The 22,874-nt window shown below is 68.7% G+C and carries 8 protein-coding genes; all 8 read left to right on the forward strand.

The genetic code is table 11. From position 1 onward, the window contains the following. Positions 1-3: 3 nt before the first annotated feature. The 8 genes from gspK (at position 4) to ACYJSS_RS02775 (ending at position 22,676) form a co-directional block, all read left to right on the forward strand. Entirely contained in the window at positions 4-945 is a 942-nt protein-coding gene (gene gspK / locus ACYJSS_RS02740) for a type II secretion system minor pseudopilin GspK (protein ID WP_236206499.1), read from the forward strand. Beyond that, positions 942-2,111, forward strand: a complete 1,170-nt coding sequence (gene gspL, locus ACYJSS_RS02745) for a type II secretion system protein GspL (RefSeq protein ID WP_236206493.1) — start codon at positions 942-944, stop codon at positions 2,109-2,111. The genes gspK and gspL overlap by 4 nt, the downstream gene beginning before the upstream one ends. Further along, positions 2,104-2,655 (forward strand): type II secretion system protein GspM, encoded by a 552-nt coding sequence (gene gspM / locus ACYJSS_RS02750; RefSeq protein ID WP_236206494.1) that lies wholly within the window; start codon positions 2,104-2,106, stop codon positions 2,653-2,655. Before gspL ends, gspM begins: the two co-directional genes overlap by 8 nt. Further along, complete coding sequence (gene gspD / locus ACYJSS_RS02755; protein ID WP_236206495.1) at positions 2,652-5,051, forward strand: type II secretion system secretin GspD; 2,400 nt, start codon at positions 2,652-2,654, stop codon at positions 5,049-5,051. The genes gspM and gspD overlap by 4 nt, the downstream gene beginning before the upstream one ends. Beyond that, positions 5,048-6,466, forward strand: a complete 1,419-nt coding sequence (gene gspE, locus ACYJSS_RS02760; RefSeq protein ID WP_111262661.1) for a type II secretion system ATPase GspE — start codon at positions 5,048-5,050, stop codon at positions 6,464-6,466. Before gspD ends, gspE begins: the two co-directional genes overlap by 4 nt. Continuing rightward, complete coding sequence (gene gspF / locus ACYJSS_RS02765) at positions 6,466-7,674, forward strand: type II secretion system inner membrane protein GspF (protein ID WP_236206496.1); 1,209 nt, start codon at positions 6,466-6,468, stop codon at positions 7,672-7,674. Before gspE ends, gspF begins: the two co-directional genes overlap by 1 nt. Before the next feature lie 1,008 nt (positions 7,675-8,682). Next, on the forward strand, positions 8,683-9,924 hold the full coding sequence (locus tag ACYJSS_RS02770) for a substrate-binding domain-containing protein (protein ID WP_111262664.1): 1,242 nt from the start codon (positions 8,683-8,685) through the stop codon (positions 9,922-9,924). A gap of 209 nt (positions 9,925-10,133) precedes the next feature. Beyond that, on the forward strand, positions 10,134-22,676 hold the full coding sequence (locus tag ACYJSS_RS02775; protein ID WP_236206497.1) for a filamentous haemagglutinin family protein: 12,543 nt from the start codon (positions 10,134-10,136) through the stop codon (positions 22,674-22,676). Positions 22,677-22,874: the final 198 nt, after the last annotated feature.

Genomic DNA, 22,874 nt, shown 5'->3' on the forward strand with positions numbered 1-22,874 from the left:
GGCATGGCGGTGATCAGCGCCTTGCTGATCGCGACCGTCGTGGCGGTGATCGCCGCCGGCATGATCGCCCGCCAGGCGCGCATCACCCGCGCCGTGGAGAGCGAGCAGCAGCGCCTGCAGGGCGCCTGGGCCGCACGCGGTGCCCTGGAGTGGAGCCGCCAGCGGCTCTGGGAGGCGCGCCTGCGCGAGCCGGCTACCCGTCTCGACCAGGCCTGGGCACAGCCGTTGCGCAACCTGAACCTGGGCGAGGGCGCCGCCTTCGAGGGCGCGATCATCGACGAACAGGGCCGCTTCAACCTGCGCAACCTGGTGCAGGACGACCAGCTCGACCCGCTGGAGATGGCCACCTTCGAACGCCTCTGCGCGCTGCTCGGCGTGCCGCAGGATGCGGCCTCGCGCATCGCCCGCCGGGTGATCGACGGCTATGCCTACCGCCTCCAGCCGCCCCGCAGCGAGCCGGCCGGGGGCAGCGGTTTCGACAGCGGCCGGCTGACCTCGCCCGAGGCGCAGGATCGCGCCATCGAAGCCAAGCGCCCCATGCTGCGCCGCCTGGAGGACCTGGCCGGGCTGCCCGGCGTGCCCGCCGATGCCCTGCAGCGCCTGGCACCCTTCGTCACGCTGCTGCCCGTGCCCACCTGGGTCAACGGCAACACCACCAGCGCCGAGGTGATCGCCGCGCGGGTGCCCGGCCTTGGCCTGGAGCGCGCCCGCGCCCTAGTGGCCGAGCGCGACCGCGGGCAGTGGTTTATCAACAGCGGTGACGTGCTCAACCGCCTGCGCATGCCGGACCTGACCACCGAGCGGGTGCGCATCGGCATCACCAGCGAGTGGTTCCTGGTGCGCGGCCTGGCCCGGGCCGGCGAGCGCCGCAGCCCGGTGGAGGCGCTGTTGTTCCGTGCCGAGGAAAGCCAGCCGCGCATCGTCTGGACGCGGGTGGGCGCATGAGCGCGTCACTGCGGATCGCCTTGCCACCCCTGGCCGGGCTGCGCCCCGAGGCCGAGGTGGAGTACGCCTGGCTGGATCGCCAGGGCCACCTCGCCAGCGAGGGCCGGGCCAGCCTCGCCGAACTGGGTCGCCAGGCCCGGGGCAAGGCCGTGGAGCTGACCCTGCACCCGGACGACAGCCTGCTGGCCAGCCTCGAACTGCCGCCGCTGCCCGCCGCGCGCCTGGGGGATGCCGTGCGCTGCGCGGCGGACGGCCTGGTGCTCGGCGGCTGCGAGGGGCTGCAACTGGTGCACGGCCCGCGCCAGGCCGATGGCCGGGTGCAGCTGGCCTGGCTCGAACGGGAGCGCCTGCAGCGCCTGCTGCAGGGCCTGCGGCAATGTGCGCTGGAGCCTCGCGGCCTCTACGGCGCGCCGTTCTTCCTGAACGTCGACGCTGGGGCCGCCTGCGCGCAACTGCGTGACGGCCAGTTGCTGGTGCGTGAAAACGTTCAGGGCGGCTGGGTGCATCCCTTGCCCGAAGATTGCCTGCCGCGCCTGCTGGAGAGCGGCGAGGCACCGCGCTGGCCTGGCGATGTACCCGAGGGCCTGCCGGGCGAGGCCGTCGCCGCCAGCCGCCGCTGGACCGGCCCGGCACCCGCCTGCAACCTGCTGCAGGGGCTGGAAGGGCCCGCCCGGGGACCACGGCGCTGGGGCAGGGCACTGGCCTGTTGCGCCCTGGCCGTTGGCGTCTGGACCCTCGGCCTCAACCTGCACGCCACCCAGATGGCCCACCAGGGGCTGGCACTCAAGCAGCAGATGTCGCAGCGGGTGAAACAGGTCTTCCCGCAGCTGCCGGTGGTGCTCAACCCCTTGCAGCAAGCCCGCCAGCAGCGCGACGCGCGCCTTGCCGGCGGCACCCAGGATGGCCCCGGCCGCTTCGCCGCCCTGGTGCAGCAGGCCGTTGGCGCCATGCCCTTCGCCCTGGGCGCCATCGAGTCCATCGATTACGACGGCGAGACCCTGCGCCTGGTGCCCCGTGCCGGCGCGCGCAAGCCCCCGGCGGACCCGGCCTGGCAGGCGACCCTGGCCCAGGCTGGGTTGCAGGCGGCCATCGGCGCGGACGGCTGGAGCCTGAAGCCGCTGCCACCGGGCGACGCCCCCAGCGGCGAGGCCGGCCGCGATGAATGAGCGCCTGCTGAAACTGCGTGGCACCTGGCGCGAACAGACGGCACAGGCCCGCCAGCGCTGGCAGCGGCTGGGCCCGCGCGACCGGCGCATCCTGCGCCTGGCGGCCATCGCGCTGCCGCCGATGCTGCTGTGGTTCGCCTTGATCGAACCGCCCCTGGCGCGCATCGAGCACTGGCAGGCCGAGTTGCCGCGCCTGCGTGCCCAGGCACAGACCCTCGAAGCGGTGCTGGCCGAGGTGCAGGGGCCCGCCGCCCTGGCGCCCGGTGCATCCCTGGAAGCGTTGCTGCGCCAGGGTCTGGATGGCAACGGCCTGGCCGGGCACTACCAGTTGCGGGCGGAAGGCCCGCACTGGCAGCTGGAACTGCAAGGCGCCCCGGCGCAAGGGGTGATGGACTGGCTGCTGGGCGTGACCCCGAGCCTGCCGCTGGAGCTGCGCCAGGTGCGGCTGCGGCGCGACGGCGGGACAGAAAGCGAACGGACGGACGCCCGGCTTTCCGGCGTCGTCGGCATGGAACAGGCGCCAGGCGCTAAGGAATCCTCATGAAGCGGTTCGATGGACAAGGGCTGCGGCGGACGCTGCGGCACGGGGCGGCGATTTCCCTCGCGGCGGTGCTCGTTGCCTGCAGTCAGTCCGGGGGCACGCCGCCGCCGCTGCCGATCCCTGCCGCCAGCGAGCTGGGCCGGCCCATGGCCCAGGTGGGGCAGGGTGATGCCCTGGCGGAGCGCGAACGCATCCAGGCCCAGGCCGAGCGCCAGCAGCAGGTGGCGCGGGCGCAGCGCGCGCAACAGGCCGCCCGGCACCCCGGCACGCCGCCCCGGGACACGCGCACCGCCGGGCTGGGCGAGCAGCCGGTGCAGCTGAACTTCGTCGAGGCCGACATCCCCGCCGTGCTGCGTGCGCTGTCCCGCGCCACCGGCCGGCAGTTCCTCGCCGACCCCCGGGTCAAGGGCCAGCTGACCCTGGTCTCCGAGGGCGAGGTGCCGGCCCGCACCGCCTACGACATGCTCCTGGCGGCGCTGCGCATGCAGGGCTTCTCGGTGGTGGAGGTGGGCGGCGTCAGCCAGGTGGTACCCGAGGCCGACGCCAAGCTGCTCGGCGGCCCGGTGAGCGACGCCGACCGTCCGGCGGGCAACGGCATGGTCACCCGTACCTACCGCCTGCAGTACGAGAACGCGGTGAACCTGATCCCGGTGCTGCGCCCCATCGTCTCGCCGAACAACCCGATCAACGCCTACCCGGGCAACAACACGGTGGTGGTCACCGACTACGCGGAGAACCTCGAACGGGTCGCGGCGATCATCGCCAACATCGATGTGCCCGGCTCCATCGACACCGACGTGGTGCCGGTGCAGAACGGCATCGCCACCGACATCGCCGCCATGGTCGCCGAGCTGATGGAGAGCCCGGGCAACGACGCCACGCAGAAGGTCGCGGTGATCGGCGACCCGCGCTCCAACAGCATCATCCTGCGCACCGGCAGCCCCGAACGCACCGAGCTGGCCCGCCAGCTGATCGCCAAGCTCGACAGCGCCCAGGGCAACCCCAGCAACCTGCACGTGGTGTACCTGCGCAACGCCCAGGCCAACAAACTGGCCCAGGCGCTGCGCGGCCTGCTCACCGGCGAGGGCGAGAGCGCCGGGCAGGGCGACAGCAGCCGTGCCCAGCTCAATGGCGGCAACCTGGGGGGCAGCACGCAGAGTGGCACCGGCAGCAGCGGTTCCAGCTCCGGCACCGCCACCAGCAGCAACGGGCAGAGCGGCAGCTCCGGTGGCTACGGGCAGTCGGGCGGCGGCCTGCTGTCGGCAGCCAAGGGGCAGGGCGGCCAGGAGGGCGCGGTGGCCTTCTCCGCCAACGGCGTCACCGTGCAGGCCGACACCACCACCAACACCCTGCTGATCTCCGCGCCCGACCCGCTGTACCGCAACCTGCGCGAGGTCATCGACCTGCTCGACCAGCGCCGTGCGCAGGTGGTGATCGAGAGCCTGATCGTCGAAGTCAGCGAAGACGACACCAGCGAGTTCGGCATCCAGTGGCAGGCCGGCAACCTGGCCGGCAACGGCTGGATCGGGGGCGCCAACCTCGGGGGCGCGGGCCTGAACACCGCCGCCAAGAACAGCATCGACGTGCTGCCGGGCGGCCTCAGCATCGGCAAGGTGTCCGGGGGCGTGGACATCCCCGGCATAGGCCGCGTGCTCGACCTCAAGGTCCTGGCCCGCGCGCTGAAGAGCAAGGGCGGCACCAACGTGCTGTCCACGCCCAACCTGCTGACCCTGGACAACGAGGCGGCGAGCATCTTCGTCGGCCAGACCATTCCCTTCGTCAGCGGCAACTACGTCACCAACGGCGGCGGCACCAGCAACAACCCCTTCCAGACCATCGAGCGCGAGGAAGTGGGCCTGCGCCTCAACGTGCGACCGCAGATCTCCGAAGGCGGCACGGTGAAGCTGGACATCTACCAGGAGGTCAGCAGCGTCGACGAGCGCGCCGACAACGATGCCGGCACCGTGACCAACAAGCGCGCCATCGACACCAGCATCCTCCTCGACGACGGGCAGATCATGGTGCTCGGCGGGCTGCTGCAGGACAGCTTCGTCCAGAGCAGCGACGCCGTGCCCGGGCTCGGCAGCCTGCCCGGCATCGGCGCGCTGTTCCGCAGCGACCGCCGCGCGCGGACCAAGACCAACCTGATGGTGTTCCTGCGGCCCTACATCATTCGCGACGACGGTGTGGGCCGCAGCATCACCCTGAACCGCTACGACTTCATCCGCCGTGCCCAGGGCGCGTTGCAGCCCGAGCGCAAGTGGTCCCTCAGCGACATGCAGGCGCCGCAGCTGCCGCCGGCCGAACAGGCCATGCCGCCGGAGCCGGCAGCGCCCCTGCCGGCCCCGCAGCCCCGGCCCATGCGCGCCGTGCCGCTGCGCCCGGGCGAGCAGCCATGAGCGCGCTGCCCTACGCCTGGGCCCGCGCCCAGCGCCTGCTGCTGCAGGGCGAGGGGGAGGGCGCGGTGCTGCTGGTGAGCCCCAGCACCCCCGGCTGGGCCATAGGCGAGGTGCGCCGCCGCCATGGCGCTACGCCCATCCAGCGGGTCACCGAGGCCGAGCTGGAAACCCTGCTGGCCAGCGCCTACGCCGACACCGGCAGCGCCGCTGCGGTGGTCGGCGCCGCCGAGAGCGAGGTGGACCTGGACCGCCTGCTGCAGGACATGCCCGAGGTCACCGACCTGCTCGATACCGAGGACGGCGCACCGGTGATCCGCATGATCAACGCCCTGCTGACCCAGGCCGCGCGGGACGAGGCCAGCGACATCCACATCGAGCCCTTCGAGACCCATTCGGTGGTGCGCTACCGGGTGGACGGCGCGCTGCGCGACGTGGTCGCCCCGCGCAAGGCGCTGCATGCGGCGCTGGTGTCGCGGATCAAGATCATGGCGCAGCTGGACATCGCCGAGAAACGCCTGCCCCAGGACGGCCGCATCGCCCTGCGCGTGGCCGGGCGGCCCATCGACGTGCGCGTGTCCACCGTGCCCACCGGCCATGGCGAGCGGGTGGTGATGCGCCTGCTGGACAAGCAGGCCGGGCGCCTGCGCCTGGAGACCCTGGGCATGGCGCCGACGCTGCTGGAGCGGCTCGACCGGCTGATCCGCCAGCCCCACGGCATCGTGCTGGTCACCGGGCCCACCGGCAGCGGCAAGACCACCACCCTCTACGCCGCCCTGGCGCGGCTGGACGCCGCCACCAGCAACATCCTCACGGTGGAAGACCCGGTGGAGTACGACCTGCCGGGTATCAGCCAGATCCAGGTCAACGCGCGCATCGACATGAGCTTCGCCCTGGCCCTGCGCGCCATCCTGCGCCAGGACCCGGACATCATCATGATCGGTGAGATCCGCGACCTGGAGACGGCGCAGATCGCCGTGCAGGCCTCGCTCACCGGGCACCTGGTGCTGGCCACGCTGCACACCAACGATGCGGTTTCGGCCGTCACCCGCCTCACCGACATGGGCGTGGAGCCTTTCCTGCTGGCCTCCAGCATGCTCGGCGTGCTCGCCCAGCGCCTGGTGCGCCGCCTCTGCATGCAATGCCGCGAACCCGACCCGGCCTTCCCCGGGCAATGGCGCGCGGTGGGCTGTGCGGCCTGCAACAACACCGGCTACAGCGGCCGTACCGGCATCCACGAACTCTTCGTGATCGACGACGACATGCGTCGCCTGATCCACCAGGGCGAGGCTGAGCAAAGCCTGCGCGAAGCCGCCCGCGCCGCCGGCATGGCCAGCATGCGCGAGGACGGCGAGCGTTGGGTGCAGGGCGGCTTCACCACGCCCGAGGAAATCCTCCGCGTCACGAGGGACGCCTGATGCACCGCTATCGTTTCGAAGCCGCCGATGCCAGCGGGCGCATCGAGAGCGGCACCCTGGAGGCCGACAGCCCGCGCAGCGCCATGGGCCTGCTGCGCACCCGTGGCCTGACGCCCCTGGAGCTGGCCGAGGAGGAGGGCGGTGGCAGCGCCGCTGGCGGCCTGTTCGCGCCGCGCCTGTCCGATGGCGACCTGGCCTGGGCCACGCGCCAGCTGGCCAGCCTGCTGGCGGCGGGGCTGCCGCTGGAGTCGGCGCTGTCGGCCACCGTCGACCAGGCCGAGCGCCGTCATATCGCCGAGACCCTGGGCGCGGTGCGCACCGACGTGCGCAGCGGCATGCGCCTGGCCGAGGCCCTGGCGGCGCGCCCGCGCGACTTCCCCGACATCTACCGCGCGCTGATCGCCGCCGGCGAGGAATCCGGCAACCTGGCCCAGGTGATGGAGCGCCTGGCCGACTACATCGAGGAGCGCAACAACCTGCGCGGCAAGATCCTCACCGCCTTCATCTACCCGGCGGTGGTGGGGCTGGTGTCCATCGGCATCGTCGTCTTCCTCCTCGGCTTCGTCGTGCCCCAGGTGGTCAGCGCCTTCTCCCAGGCGCGCCAGGACCTGCCGGCGCTGACCCGGGTGATGCTCCAGGCCAGCGACTTCGTACGGGCCTGGGGGGTGCTCTGCTTCGCCGGCATCGCCGGGGCCTTCTGGGGCTGGCGGCTGTACCTGCGCGACGCCGCCGCGCGCCTGGCCTGGCACGCCCGGGTGCTGCGCCTGCCGCTGCTGGGGCGCTTCGTGCTGGGGGTGAACACCGCGCGCTTCGCCTCCACCCTGGCGATCCTCGGCAGCGCCGGCGTGCCGCTGCTGCGCGCCCTCGACGCCGCCCGCGAGACCCTGGCCAACGACCGCCTGGCCGCCTGCGTGGCCGACGCCACCCTCGCCGTGCGCGAAGGCATCAGCCTGGCCAGCGCACTCAAGGCCGGTGGCGTGTTCCCGCCCATCCTCATCCACCTCATCGCCAGCGGCGAGAAGACCGGCTCCCTGCCGCCCATGCTCGACCGCGCCGCGCAGACCCTGTCCCGCGACATCGAACGCCGCGCCATGGGCATGACCGCACTGCTGGAGCCGCTGATGATCGTGGTCATGGGCGGCGTGGTGCTGACCATCGTCATGGCCGTGCTGCTGCCCATCATCGAGATCAACCAGTTGGTGCAGTAGGGCGTTCGTCTCCCCTGGGAGAACCGTTTCACAAGTGCCCCGGACGTAGGGTGTGCTGCGCGCACCTGGGATTTTCCGGAAGCACTCTGCGGCGGTGTGCACGGTGTTCATCCTCGGGCCATCACCGACAGTACCCAATTCATTCGCGAATGAATTGGCGCTGTCGGCGTTAGCTATTGTGGTTTTAATGCAAGCGCTCAAGCACGGTGCTTTCCGGGCACCAAAGTATTTCTGCCACCGCCACCGCATGGGTTTCGCTTCGCTCTACGCCATCCTACGAAAGCCCGTGCGCACCACGTGGCGATGCGCTGGCCGAAAAAGTTGGAGCAGCCGCCAACGCCCCTCCAGGAGGCCGAACGCAGTCGTTGCGCAGGGGGACGAGCGGCATGGATGCCGCGAGAGGCGCGCCAGGCCATGGATGGCCCATCGCGCCGGCCCCCGATAGGACGATGGAGTGAGGGAACCCCGGCGAAGCCGGGGCCGGATGATGGGGCAAGCCCTTTTGGTTCCTTTTAAGTGGTTCGGCATTCCGACGATTGTTAAAAGGGACTCGCCCGGGGGGGCGAAACCAGAAGCATCACCAGAACTCGGCAATCAGCTGGGCTCAAATCCTCTAGCAACACTTAACGCAGACAGAGCCAATGAATTCGCCCACGTCCAGCCTTGCCCCTCACTCCAGAGCCCCGTCTTCGCGCCACTCGGGTTCATCCTTCCGTCATGCAACGTGGGCCCGGCTCAGCAATGGCGGGAGAGGGCGATCCGCACCCCGTGGAAAATGGCTGGAGGGACTGGCCGACATGTCAGGAAAGTTTCGCTAACTCCCGAGAAATACTGGAAAAAATCCGCACAAGCTCCCGAGGTTTTTTCCTTTCTCTGTCACCGGAAGTTGAGAACGTCTATCTCGTGGCCAGCCCACCGACGAGCAGGGGAATGTGGCTCGGGGCCAGGCCGCAGCGTGATGCAAGAGCGAACCACTCAACGTCCAGACACGATGAAAGGAGATTCTTCATGTTCAAGCGCAATGTTCTCGCTGTTTCCATGGCCGTCGCCGGCCTGTGCTCCGCCCAGGCCATGGCTGCCGTAGTCGGTGGCGGCGCCACTCTGCCGCAGAACCTGTATGGTATTCCGAGCACTCCCGCCAAGCCTGCTCCCCTGGGCATTCTCAATGGCTCGTCTCCCTACCCGGGCTTCAACAACTACATCGGCGTGGGCAGCGGCGCTGGCAAGACTGCTTTCCTGACCAACAACTCCAACGGTTTCGTTTGGGACCTGGATGACAACGGCACTCTGGACCAGGTCTACAGCCCCGCTGTAAGCGTCGACTACGCAGGCAGCGATTCCATCCTGTCCGCTACCGAACTCAGCACCTATCAGGCTGCTCACCAGTCCCCGGCCGTTCCCACTTCCAGCGCCGCCAACTGGGGCCCGATCATCCAGGTTCCGTCCGCCGCTACCTCGGTCACCTTCCCCTACAAGCTGACCCTGGCCAACGGCACCGCCGTCAACAACCTGGACCTGACCAGCGCCCAGCTCTGCGACATCTTCTCGGGCACCATCACCACCTGGAACCAGGTCAACGCCAGCTACCCGAACACCGCCATCAAGGTTCACTACCGTTCCGGTAGCAGCGGCACCAGCGAAATCTTCACCCGTCACCTGAACAGCCAGTGCTCCAGCAAGTTCTCCACCAGCAGCACCTTCCTCACCGCTGTAGGTGGCACCGCACCGGCTGGCTCCGTCGCTGTTGCCAGCAGCCCCGCCATGGCCAGCACTGTTCTGGCTACCGAAGGCGCTATCGGCTACGTCGGTCCGGAAGATGTCAACGCCACCAGCAACGCCGTAGTCTCCAGGGTCAACGGCCTGCTGCCCACCGTCGGCAACGTCACCACCGCTCTGAGCACCATCGCCCCGCCGTCGAACGCTGCCGGCGTGCCTGCAGAAGATCGTTCCAAGCCGGAAAACTGGGCCAAGGTACTGGCTAACCCGTCCAGCGGTTACAAGGTTGTTGGCTACACCTTCCTGGTGTTCAACCAGTGCTACAAGGACAGCACCGACACCTCGGCCGTGCGCACCCTGCTGGCCCGTCACTACAGCACCACCACCAACAACGACGCAGCCATCATCGCTGCCAAGTTGATCCCGCTGAACAACGACTGGAAAAACGCCATCCGCAACACCTTCTCCCTGGCGACCAGCTCCCTGGCCGTGGGTAACACCACTGCCTGCAACGGCATCGGCCGTCCGCTCTAAGCCCTTAACCGGGTCCTCGCTCCACAGAACCGGCAATGGCCTCGCGCCCTTGCCGGTTTTCCTGTTTCAGCCGCCTGCCGGGCAGATGAACTTTGCATGACAAAAGTTCGGTCGGAGGCCGCTGGCACCGCCTTGGGATATAGCCATGGCGCGTACCTCAGGGGAGGGCGATGCGCCCGTCTTTCGCGAGAACACAAGGATCCGTAGTGATGCGTTCCCAGCCGAGCAAGCCCGCTTCCCGCACCGCCACCCGCCACGACGGCTTCCTGCCGCTCAAGCCCCTGGCCCAGGCCATCGCTCTGATGCTGCTGGCCGGCGGCGCCCAGGCGGAGCCGGCCTTCAGCGCCGCCTGGTTCGCCGCCAAGGGCGCGGCCCAGGCCTCGGGCACCATGCGGCCGACCACCCCGGCGCCGGGCACGCCGCCGCCCCTGGCCCAGCAGCAACGGGTGCAGGAGCGCCTGGGGCGCAGCTTCGCCAACATGAACAACACGGTGGCCGCCATCGCTGCGGCCCAGGCCGCGCAGGCGGCGGGGCGCGCTGCCGCCTCCAGCGGGCCGCAGACCATTCACAACGGCCTGGGCGGCAACGGCCTCAATGTGGTGATCGGCCCGGACGGCAAGCCGCTGTTCGTCAACGCCGAGGGGCCGGTGCAGACCGACGCCAACGGCAAGGTGCTGGTCTCCATCAAGCAGACCGCCGACAAGGCCATCCTCAACTGGGAGACCTTCAACGTCGGCCGCGACACCACCGTGGCCTTCCAGCAGGACGCCAGCTGGGCCCTGATGAACAAGGTCAACAACAGCACGGCGCCGAGCCAGATCCAGGGCCAGATCAAGGGCGACGGCACGGTGATGATCCTCAACGGCAACGGCGTGGTGTTCAGCGGCAGCAGCCAGGTCAACGTGCGCAACCTGGTGGCCGCGGCCACCGACTTCAGCGACGAGCAGTTCAAGACCGGCGGCCTCTACAGCGGCAGCAACCCGGCCTTCACCAACGCCCAGGGCGCCATCCGCGTGGAGCAGGGTGCGCAGCTCAACACCGCCGCGCCGGCCACCTCCACGGCCGGTGGCGGCTACGTGCTGCTGCTGGGCAAGGAGGTGGACAACGCCGGCACCATCGCCACGCCCAAGGGCCAGGCGCTGCTGGCGGCGGGCGACAGCTTCACCATCCGCAAGGGCTATGGCACCGACGGCAGCCCGACCTCCACCACCCGTGGCAACGAGGTGACCGTCGGCGGCACCGGTACGGTGACCAACAGCGGGGTGATCCTCGCTGCCAGCGGCGACGTGACCCTGGCGGGCAACCAGGTGCGCCAGAACGGCGCGGCAATGGCCAGCACTTCGGCCGATGCCCGCGGCACGGTGCACCTCACCGCAACCGGCGCCAACGGCAGCGTGACCCTGGGCGAGGGCAGCACCACAGCCATTTTGCTGGATGCCAGCGCCACGGCCCTGGACAGCCAGCGCGATGCGCTGATCGCGCCGGCGGTGACTCTGGACGGCAAGGTGATTCCCGGCGATACCTTCCGCCGCGACCTGTCCCTGGTGCAGATCGACAGCAGCGGCACCGTGGACTTCCAGAAGGGTTCCATCACCCTGGCCACCGGTGGCCAGGTGGCGGTCAACGCCGGCCAGCGCAGCCTGGTGCGCGATGGCGCGGTGATCGACGTCTCCGGTGCCACCGGGGTCAAGGTCGCGATGGAGTCCAACAGCGTCAAGGTCAACCTGCAGGGCAACGAGCAGCGCGATTCCTCGGTCAACCGCGACGGTGGCGGCCTGAACAACAACGATGTCTGGGTCGATGTGCGCGACCTGGTGTTCGTGCCCGCCGGCACCAACGGCTACGCCACCGACCGCTGGTACACCGCCGGCGGCCTGCTGGAGGTCAGCGGCTACCTGGGTACCCAGGGCCACAGCGTGGCGGAGTGGATGGCCCAGGGCGGCACCGTCAGCTTCACCGGCAACGAGGTGGTGACCCAGGCGGGCTCGCAGATCAACCTCTCCGGCGGCACCCTGGATGTGCAGGCCGGCACTATCAAGCAGACCTGGCTCAAGGGCGCCGACGGGCGCCTCTACGAGCTCTCCAGCGCTCCGGGGGACATCCTCTACACCGGCCTCTACAAGGGCTACGAAGACCACAGCCAGCGCTGGGGGCAGACCGACTACTACTACACCCCGCTGATCGCCCCGAACGAGCGCAAGGAAGGCGGCTACACCGTGGGACGCGACGCCGGCACCCTGGTGATCGGCACCCGCAACGCCGTGCTGGAAGGCACCCTGGCCAGCGACACCTACCAGGGCGAGCGCCAGACCCGTGGCGCCCAGGCCGGGCTCGACGGCTACAGCCAGTCGCAGAAGGCCGTGGCCCGCGGCGCGCAACTGGTGGTGGGCAGCTACACCCCCTGGTACGTGAAGAGCAGCGGCACCCTGGAATACACCCTGGGCGCCGATGCCAACACCCTGAAGAACGTGATCCTCGGCGAGGGCGGCACCCGCATCGCCGATGGGCTGGACCTGGGTTCGGCCCTGCCGGCCGGCCGCCAGGGCACCCTCTACCTCGACAGTGCTCAGCTCAACGGTTTCAACCTCGGGGCGGTCAAGGTGGCCGCCAGCGAAGGCATCCGTGTCGATGGCGACCTGCAGGTGGCCCCGGCGGGCAGCGTCACCCTGTATGGCCCGAAGGTGGAGGTGAATGCCGACATCACTGCCCATGGCGGCAGCATCCAGCTGGGCAACGTGCTCAACCAGATCACCGCCAACGGCAAGGCCGATACCACCCTGGCCGGGGCGGCATCCGTCAAGGTCGCCGAGGGCGTCAAGCTCGATGCCAGCGGCCTGTGGAGCAACCAGCTGCTGGACCCGAACGACAGCCGTGCGCTGCCTTACCTCAATGGCGGCAGCATCTCCCTGCGCAGCAGCGGCAGCACCCTGCTGGGCAGCGGCAGCCTGGTGGACGTCTCCTCCGGTGCCGCTTTGCTGGCCAACGGCAAGCTGCAGGGTGGCAAGGGCGGCAATGTCACCCTGGCGGCCAACGCCGGCAGCGGGACGGGCGATAGCGGCGTATTGAGTCTGGGCGGCGACCTGCGCGGCCAGGGCGCCAAGGGTGGTGGCACCCTGGCGTTGCAGGCCGGCAAGGTGCTGATCAGCGACAGCGCCACCTCGGCCGATGCCGGCACCCTGCTGCTGCGCGGCGACTTCTTCGACAAGGGCTTCTCCGCCTACGAGGTGGCGGGCAACCGCGGCCTGGAAGTGGCCGAGGGCACCCGGGTGGACGTGAGCATGCCGGTCTACCGGCAGGGCGATGGGGCGATCAGCCTGGCCACCGGCGGTGCACCCCGCGATGCCCTGGAAACCTGGACGCCCCCCGTCTACCTGGAGGATGCTGCCAAGGGTGTGCTGACCCAGCGCCAGGGCGCGAGCCTGTCGTTGCAGGCGGGCAGTGACCGCACCAGTGCCGCGAACATTTCCGCCACGGAACTGCTGATCGGCAAGGGGTCCGTACTCAACGTCGACCCTGGGCAGTCGATCAAGCTGGCGAGCGTGGGGCGGGTGACTGTAGACGGCACGCTGAATGCCTGGGGCGGCTCCATTGCAATCAATTCAGTCGCTCCTGGGGTCGTGGCGGCTGCCCAAATGTCGATGGGCACCTACCGCCCGATCTGGATCGGCGACCACGCCGTTCTGGATGCCGCCGCCCGCGCAGCGACAGCGGTGGATAGCCGTGGTAACCACTATGGCTTCGTGCGTAATGGCGGCAGCATCGTTATCGGTGGCGAAATCGATCACGCCAAGGGTGACACTACCGGGGCGGGTTCGTTCGTCGTGGTCAGTCAAGGAGCCCGGCTGGACGCATCGGGTACCCAGGCTGTCCTGGATATTGTCGGGATGGGTGCCACGCCTGTTGCCAGCCACGGTGGCAGCATCGCTTTCTCCGGGGCCAACGGGCTCTATCTGGATGGTCAGTTCAAGGCCTCGGCCGGAGGCGCCGGGGCGGCGGGCGGAAGTCTGTCCGTTGCGCTCGGATCCAGTGTCTACGCTAACAACTCGTCGCTCCCGGACAGCCAGCGCAAGGAAAGCGAGCTGATCCTGGGGCAGCACAAGCAAGGTCCGGAACTGCCGGCAGGGGTCAGTCCTGATCAGGGTGCTCCGCTGCTGGAATTCGGTCACGCCCGCCTGGCGGTGGACCAGGTGGAGCAGGGTGGCTTCGACAACCTCTCGCTCATGAGCTCCGGGCTGCTGAGCTTCGATGGCAGCCTGGACCTGACCATGGCCAACGCGCTCAACCTCTATGCGGGTGCATATGGCCTGGCTGAGGTCGCTGCCGGTAACTCGACCGTCAACCTGCACGGTAACTCCGTGCGCTTCGCCGCGTCGGCCGAAGTGACCGGTGTGATAACGGGTACCACCAGTACGGCGATCCAGGGTGGGGTCTCGCAACAGGCGGCAGCTGGTCGGTTGAACCTTTCAGCCGATGGCCTGCTGGACATCCGCGATCTGGTCAAGGTGGGCGCGTGGGGCAATCTGGTGATGTCTGACGGATCGATCCGGACGGTCGATCGGCGTGGCTTCGCGGATATGCAGTTGCGCAGCCATGGCGATATGCGCCTGCTGAGCACCCGCAGCGATAACGGGGCACAGCTATCCACGCCGGGTACGCTGGGACTGGTCGCTGCGCAGATCTACCCGGGGACGGGGGTCAAGGGAGCCGTCCGGGCATCGAGGATCGATATCGGTCGTATCGGTACCAACGCCCCTGCCGTTCCTTATTCGGCCTTCGGCGAGCTGCGTCTGCAGGCAGACGTCATCAACCAGGGGGGCGTGCTGCGCGCACCGCTCGGTAACCTGATCCTGGGTTACTCGGGCACGCCCACCACTCCGGCCAGCACCGTCAACCTGCTACCGGGCAGCCTGACTTCGGTCAGTGGCGCCGGATTGGTGATTCCCTACGGCGGCACGGTGGACGGCAAGACCTGGCTCTACGACGGTGTCTCCCTGTCCAACGACCTGCTCAAGGAAGGGCAGAGCCTGATGCCGGGCAAGGTCGACCTCGTTGGGCAGGTCATCAATGTCGAGCAGGGTGCGGTCGTGGATGTTTCCGGCGGCGGTGAGTTGGTGGGTGCCGGCTTCGTCTCCGGCCGTGGTGGCTCCACCGACGCGCGTTTCAGCCCCCTGATGCAGTACGGTGCCGATGGCTTCCTGCTGCCGGCCCTTGGCAGTAACCCGGTGTACGCCATCGTGCCGGGCGTGCAGGCCGGCTACGCGCCCCAAGGGGGCAAGGGCGGCGCGGTCGACCCCAGGGTGGGCCAGCAGATCACCATCGGCGCCGGCGTGCCGGGCCTGCCGGCGGGCACCTATACGCTGCTGCCATCCACCTATGCGTTGCTGCCGGGGGCCTTCCGCGTGGAGGTCAACGGCCTGGCTGGGCAGGGCGGTGCCATCACCACCCAGGCCATGCGCAATGGCTCCTGGTCCACTGCCGGCACCCTGGGCCTGGCCAGCGGCGCGCGGGACAGCCTGGCCAGCCAGGTGATCATCACTTCGGCCGATATGCTGCGCCGCTACTCCCAGTACAACGAAACCAGCTTCAGCCAGTTCCTCCTGGCCGACGCCGCGCGCCTGGGCATTCCCGCCGCGTTGATGCCCAGGGATGCCAAGGCCTTCAACCTTAGCTTCGCGAACAACACCACCGACCAGCCCAGCTTCAGTTTCGCTGGCGAGCTGCTCAAGGCGCGCGGCGAGGGGGGGCGTGGCAGCACCTCCAGCATCACCCAGACCTCCACGGGCAACCTGGAGATCGTCAAGGCCGGGCGAGGGCCCACTGCCGGTTTCAACGGCGTGACCCTGACCGATGAGTCCCTCAACGCCATCGGCGCCGGCAGCCTCAATATCGGCGCCTATGCGCGCTCCTTCTACGGCCAGGGCGGCAACTTCATCCAGTTCGACGACGGTGCCAGTAGCTCGGGGGGGAGTGTGGCCCGCACCGCCAACCTGGTACTGCGCAGCGGCGCGATCCTCAAGGCCCCGGAGGTCTTCCTGGTTACCGCCGGGCCCACCGGTGGCATCACGGTGGAGCAGGGCGCCAGCATCGACACCCTGGGCCAGGGCGATGCACCTCGCGACTCCCGCGATGGCTATATCTACAAGCCGGGGCGTAACAGCGTGCTGGCGGTTTCCAACGGTTACCTGAACATGCTGGCCCCGGACGCTGCCAACCCGCAGGAGCCGCAGAAGGCCCCGGGCAGCATCCGCATCGGTGTGTGCGACGGCATCTGCAGCGGCACCACCGGGCTCTACTCCGAGGGCACCATCGGCACGGCCACCGACAATGCCTTCGAACTGGGCGAGGCGGTCAACTACGGCACCCGCAACCTGACCCTGGCAGTGGGCGGCATCAATGTCGGCAGCGCCGAGGCACTGGCCGATCTCGCGGCCCGCAACCTGCTGCCCAGCGGCCTGACCCTCAACCAGCAGGTGCTCGACCGCCTGCTGCGCGGTGATACCAGCACCGGCGCGCCGGCCCTGGAGACCCTGGTGCTGGGCGCTCGCGACTCGCTCAACTTCTTCGGCAACGCCAGCCTGGATACCTACGGTGCCGACGGCAAGTCGCGGCTCAAGGAACTGGTGCTGACCACCCCGGCCCTCTACGGCAAGGGCGAGGCGGGCGAGACCGCGCGCATCCACACCTCCAACCTGATCTGGAACGGCGCCCACAACGAGGCCGGTTCCATCATCACCGGCGGTGCCGGCACGGGTGCGGGCAACCTGGTGATCGACGCCGAGCGCATCGAGTTCGGCTACCAGCCGGACGCGCAACCCACCGCCGCGACAATTCGCGATCGCCTGGCCGTGGGCTTCGCCAACGTCAACCTCAACGCCAGCGAGCGCATCACCGCCAACCACAAGGGCGGCCTGTCGGTGTACCAGCGCCAGGACGGCTACGTCACCGGCAAGGGCTTCCAGTACAGCGGCGGCAACCTGAACATCAGCACCCCGGTGATGACCGGCGGCGCCGGCTCGGTCAACCGCATCACCGCCGGCGGCGATATCCGCGTCAGTGCGCCGAACGGCAGTGCAGTGCCCAGCATCGGCGGAGACGGTTTGGGTGCCGAGCTGTCCCTCAGCGGCCGCAACCTGCTGCTGGAGGGGGCCGTGGTGCTGCCCAGCGGCAAGCTGAGCCTCAAGGCCGAGGCGCAACTGAGCCTCACCGATGCCGCGCGCATCGACCTGGCCGGGCGCAAGGTCACCTTCAACGACGTGAACAAGTACAGCTGGGGCGGCGACCTGATCCTGGAAAGCCGCAACGGCGACATCCGCCAGGCGGCCGGCTCGGTGATCGACCTCTCGGCCACGAACAACCAGGCCGGCAGCCTCAAGGCCACCGCCCTGGCAGCGGGTGCCGGCAGCGTCGACCTGCGCGGCAGCATCCTCGGTGGCAGCAGCGGCTATTACGACGCTGGCGGCACCCTGGTGCCGTTCAAGGCCGGCAGCGTCGATATCCGTGCCCAGCACCTGGGCGATGGCAGCCTCAGCGACGACTTCGCCACCCTCAACCAGCGGCTCAACCAGGGCCAGGTGTTCGGGGCCCGCAGCTTCCAGCTCAAGCAGGGCGACCTGGTGATCGGCGACGGCCTCAAGGCCGGGCAGATCGACGTCTCGGTGGACGGTGGCACGCTCACCGTCAACGGCACCGTGGACGCCAGCGGCGAGCGGGTGGGTTCCATCCGCCTGGCCGGCAAGCAGGGGCTGACCATCGGCGGCCATGCGTTGCTGGACGCCCACGGCACCCGCCTGCGGGTGGACAGCTACGGCAAGATCATCGACTCACCCAACCGCGCCATGGTTGAGCTGGGCTCCGGCGACGGCCTGCTGACCCTGGCCGATGGCGCGCGCATCGACCTGCGCCACGGCACCGCCGCCACCAGCGGGCATGACGGCAAGGCCCGCGGCACCCTGGAACTGAACGCCCCGCGTCTGGGCGACGCCACCGCCGGCGATATCGCCATCGACGCCAGCGGCAACCTGGATATCCAGGGCGCCAAGCTGATCGCGGTGAACGGCGTGCAGCGCTACGACGACGCCATCGAAATCACCGACCCCGTCAACGGGCACAAATACCAGCAGATCGACCAGAACTACCTGGACCAGAAACACACCGACAGCCTGGCCTTCATCGACAACGCCCTGGCCAATGGCGCGCTGGTCAACGGCAAGCTGGCCGGCCTTAACAACGGCGCCTATGCCGACGCCTTCCACCTGCGCCCGGGCGTCGAGATCGTCAGCAAGACCGTCGATGGCGACCTGGTGGTACAGGGCGACCTGGATCTTTCCGGCTATCGCTATGAAAGCCTCAACCCCAATACCCAGAAGCTGAATGGCGTCTACGGCTCGGGCGAGGTGGGCAACCTGGTGATCCGCGCCGGTGGCGACCTCTCCGTGTTCGGCAGCGTCAACGACGGCTTCATGCCGCCGCCGGAGACGACGGACGATGATGGCTGGGTGCTGACGCCCGGCAAACAGCTGTTCAACGGCGATGTAGTGGTGCCGCGCGGGGGTATCGAGTTGCAGGATGGCACTACCTATCTCTCTGGCGTGGCGCTCAATTTCGACCTGCCTCTGCAGGCGGTTACCCTGGCTGCTGGCACCCGCCTGCCGGTAGCCGGTGAGCTGACAGCGGGGATCTCCCTGCCAGCCGGCACGGTACTGGCGGGAGACATCCTCAACCCGGATCACACGGTTGCACATGCTGCCGGGACCCGCCTGAGCGCCGACCTCGTCCTGGCCCCCGGCATGATTCTTGGCAGCGGCTCGCTGCTGCTTGGCGACACGGCCCTGACCGGGCTGATATGGCCCAAGGGCGTGGCGTTGCCAAGCCGCCCAGCGAACACGATCACTGTTTCCAACCCCAGTACCGTTGCTCAGTTGGGTGCCTTGATATTGCCGTTGGGGGCGCTGATCCCGGCGGGCACCGATGTGAAGCTGGCGGCAGGGGTGGAGAAGATCAACCTGCGCGGCGGCGATGGCAAAGGCCGCAACTGGGCGGTGGCACAGATGCTGGCCGAGGGTACCCAGTCCTGGTCGCTGCGCGCCGTGGCCGGCGCCGACCTGCAGGCGGCGGACACCCGGATGGTGGACCCCTATGCAGAGCGTGGGGAGCTTCGCGTGGCTGATACTCACTATGGCTTTTTGGCGACGCCTAAGCCTGGACAGCCATCGGGCGGCGGCAGAGTGCTAACCGTAGAAGGCTCAATGATTTTCTATGGTGATGAGACTCACGCGGGAAAACCTGTCAGTGAGGTTGCGCTGGAGTTTCAAACCGACGAGGCAGGTGTCTGCGCGTGGGAAAGCCTGTGCATGGCGACCGGACGGGTGCTGACCGCTGAAGGCTCCATGATTTTCTATGGTGATGAAACTCACGCGGGGAAACCTGTCGCCGAAGTCGCGCTGGAATTTCAAACCGACGAAGCGGGTGTCTGCGCCTGGGAAAGTCTGTGTGAGGGGGGGGGCGACGAAGGTCCGATCGAGTACGACTATGCGTTGGGCACCAGTCGCTTCAGTGTGCTCCGGGTCGGTACCGGCGATCTGGACCTGATCAGTGCTGGCGATTTCAAAATGCAGTCCCTGTACGGCATCTATACGGCCGGCACCTCTTCTCTGGATCTGGCAGCGTCAGCCGCTTTCAATCAACCGCGAAGCCTCAGCCAGATATCCGGTCGTACAACGCTAGACACCACAGTGCTGGGCAAGAATGGCGGCAGCTACGAGTCCCTGGTCGATGGTGGCGCCAGCAGCCTCTACCGGGCCTGGTACCCGGATCATGGCGGCAACCTGCTGCTGTCCGTCGGCGGCGACCTGACGGGCGATATCCTCGGCTCCAAGCTGATGGGCAGTGGCGGACTCGACCAGCCCGAAAGCTCCAGCGTCAGCAGTTGGCTGTGGCGCCAGGGCGGTGGAATCAATGGCGAGGTGCCCACCGCCTGGTGGATCAACTTCGGCACCTACATGTCCTTCAACGACAACGTCGCCTTCACCGGTTTCACCGGGTTCGGAACCCTGGGGGGCGGCAACCTCGATGTACGTGTCGGCGGTGACGCCGGCATGCTGGCTGCCCGGGGCACCCTGGACAACACCATCGCCACCCGCAGCCAGGGATTGGTACTGGCGGTGGGCTCGACGGGGCGCATGGTGGGCGGTGAGCTGGTTCTCACCGGGGGTGGTGACCTCGATCTGAAGGTAGGTGGGGGTCTTAACCCGGCCCTGGAAGCGCGCGCGATGGTGGACGACAGGGGCCGTCCAATCGCACAGCGCCACGACTTGAATGGCAGCCTGGCCAACCTGCGTGGCGCCGTGCGTGCCGGCGCGGGCTCCTTTGGCGGCATCGAGCAGGTCAATGGGCCGATGCAGATGTTGCAGGACCCCCGCGAAAGCCGTGCCTACGATCCCTTCAAGGCCACCATGGCCAGCGCCACCGGCGGCCTGATACTGGTGCCGGGAGACGCCACCATCAGCCTGGACGCCCGGGGTGATCTGGTGCTCGGCGCGGCGTCCGATGCAGGGCGGACCCAGGCACGCAACTGGCAGCCGGTGGATCTCGATGGCGGCAAGAGCATTGGCCGTTCATGGTTCAGCCTGTGGACCGACCACACGGCCATCGACCTGTTCTCCGCAGGCGGCAACCTCACCCCCTCGACGCAGGTCGGTGAGTTTTCAGTCGGCTTCAGCGACAGCGTTCGTGGTGGCCTGGACTTCTCCGCCACCGATGGCCGATTCGTCTACCCATCGATCCTGCGTGCAGCAGCTCCAGGTGGCAGCCTTTACTACGGCCCATCGGCGCTGTGGACGGACAACAGCCTGAACACCACCCACTATTCGTTGTTGCTGGCACCCGGCAGCCGAGCGCAGCTGGAATTCCTGGCAGGCGACTCGATCTATGCCGGTGGTTATGCCGTCACGCCCAGCAACGCACCGGTTTCCAGCCTGGCCACACCCTTCAACCCGGCGTTCTACTACCTCGATTCCAGAGGCGCCAACCAAGGAGACTTGTCGGGTGTCGGTAGCCTGGGGCGCAGCCTGTTCGCCTTCGGTGGCACGGGGGCCAGCAGCGCCTACCGCGGCGCCGACGAGCCTGCACGCTTCTATGCCCTCAACGGCGACATCATCGGGTTGCGTACCGGTGAGCTCATCACCTTCGCCAGTGCACCGAGGGCGGGCGAGACCTGGTACGAAGCGTCTCGGCCGGCGCGCATCATGGCCGGCCGCGATATCGTCAACAGCGGCCAACTGACCGGCACCTTGCTGCCGCAGTTCGCAGGCCTGGCCACCAGCACCGGCAACCTCTTCATCCACGACGACCCCACCGACATCTCCATCGTCTCGGCAGGCCGCGACATCCTCTACAGCACCTTCAACGTCGCTGGCCCCGGCACCCTGGAGATCAGCGCCGGGCGCAACATCCTGATGGAAGACAAGGCCGCGGTGACCAGCCTCGGCGCCATCGTGCCGGGCGACAACCGGCCGGGGGCGGATATCGTCATGCAGGCCGGCATCGGCGCCGGGCCGGACTACCTGGCCTTCGCTCAGCGCTACCTGGACCCAGCCAACCGTGTCGAAGTCGGTGGCAGCCTGGCGGGTGGCGGCGTGGCCAAGACCTACGAGGTGGAGCTGGCGGCCTGGCTCGCCGAGCGCTTCGGCTTCAGTGGCAGCGGCGAAGAGGCACGCGCCTACTACGCCGCGCTGCCGGCGGAGCAGCAGCGGGTCTTCGCCCGGGAGATCTACTTCGCCGAGCTGCGCGCCGGTGGCCGTGAATACAACGATGCGGAGAGCCCGCGCTTCGGCAGCTACCTGCGGGGCCGCAACGCCATCGCCGCGCTGTTCCCCACCCACGACGTGGCCGGCAACCCGATCCTCTACCAGGGCGACATCACGATGTACGGCGGGGCCGGGGTGCACACCAACTTCGGTGGCAGCATCCAGATGCTCACCCCGGGCGGGCAGCAGGTGTTCGGCATCGAGGGCGAAGCGCCGCCGTCCACCGCCGGGGTCATCACCCAGGGCGCGGGCGACATCCAGCTGTTCGCCAATGGCAGCGTGCTGCTGGGCCAGAGCCGCATCATGACCACCTTCGGCGGCGACATCCTGGCCTGGTCCGCGGCCGGCGACATCAACGCCGGGCGTGGCTCCAAGACCACCCTGGTGTACACGCCGCCGCGCCGGGTCTACGACAACTGGGGCAACGTCACCCTGTCGCCCACCGTGCCCAGCACCGGCGCCGGTATCGCCACCCTGGCCCCCATCGCCGAGGTGCCGCCGGGCGACATCGACCTGCTGGCGCCCCTGGGCACCATCGATGCGGGCGAGGCGGGCATCCGCGTCTCCGGCAACGTCAACATCGCAGCGCTGCAGGTGGTCAACGCCGCCAACATCCAGGTGCAGGGCAAGTCCAACGGCATACCGGTGGTGGCCGCGGTGAACACCGGCGCGCTGTCCTCGGCCAGCTCGGCGGCCAGCTCCGCCAGCGACGCCGCCGAAGGCGTGGCCCGCGACCAGCAGGCCGCCTCGCGCCAGCGCCAGCCGTCGATCTTCACCGTGCAGGTGCTGGGCTTCGGCAACGAGCGCGTGGCGCCCTCCGGCGAAGGCGCCGGCCGCACCCCGACCTACGACTCCGGCAGCAGCGTGCAGGTGCTCGGCGCCGGCCAGCTGGACGACCAGGCACGCAACCAGCTGACCACGGAGGAACAGCGCAACCTGACGCTCTGACCCCACCCCCGGCCGCCCCTCGGGGCGGCACCCCTTTCCCGAGGGCGGCAGGCGACTGCCGCTCTTTTTTTACCTGCGATTCGGAAATTTCCCAGCGAGCGGGTAGGCCCTGCTCGGCCTCCATCGGTTTTGTAGTTGGCTATTATCTGCCGCCCTTCATGGCCGGCCGAAGTGACGAGCGGTTCGCATTTGGTCGGA

This window comes from Pseudomonas sp. No.21 (assembly GCF_054558415.1).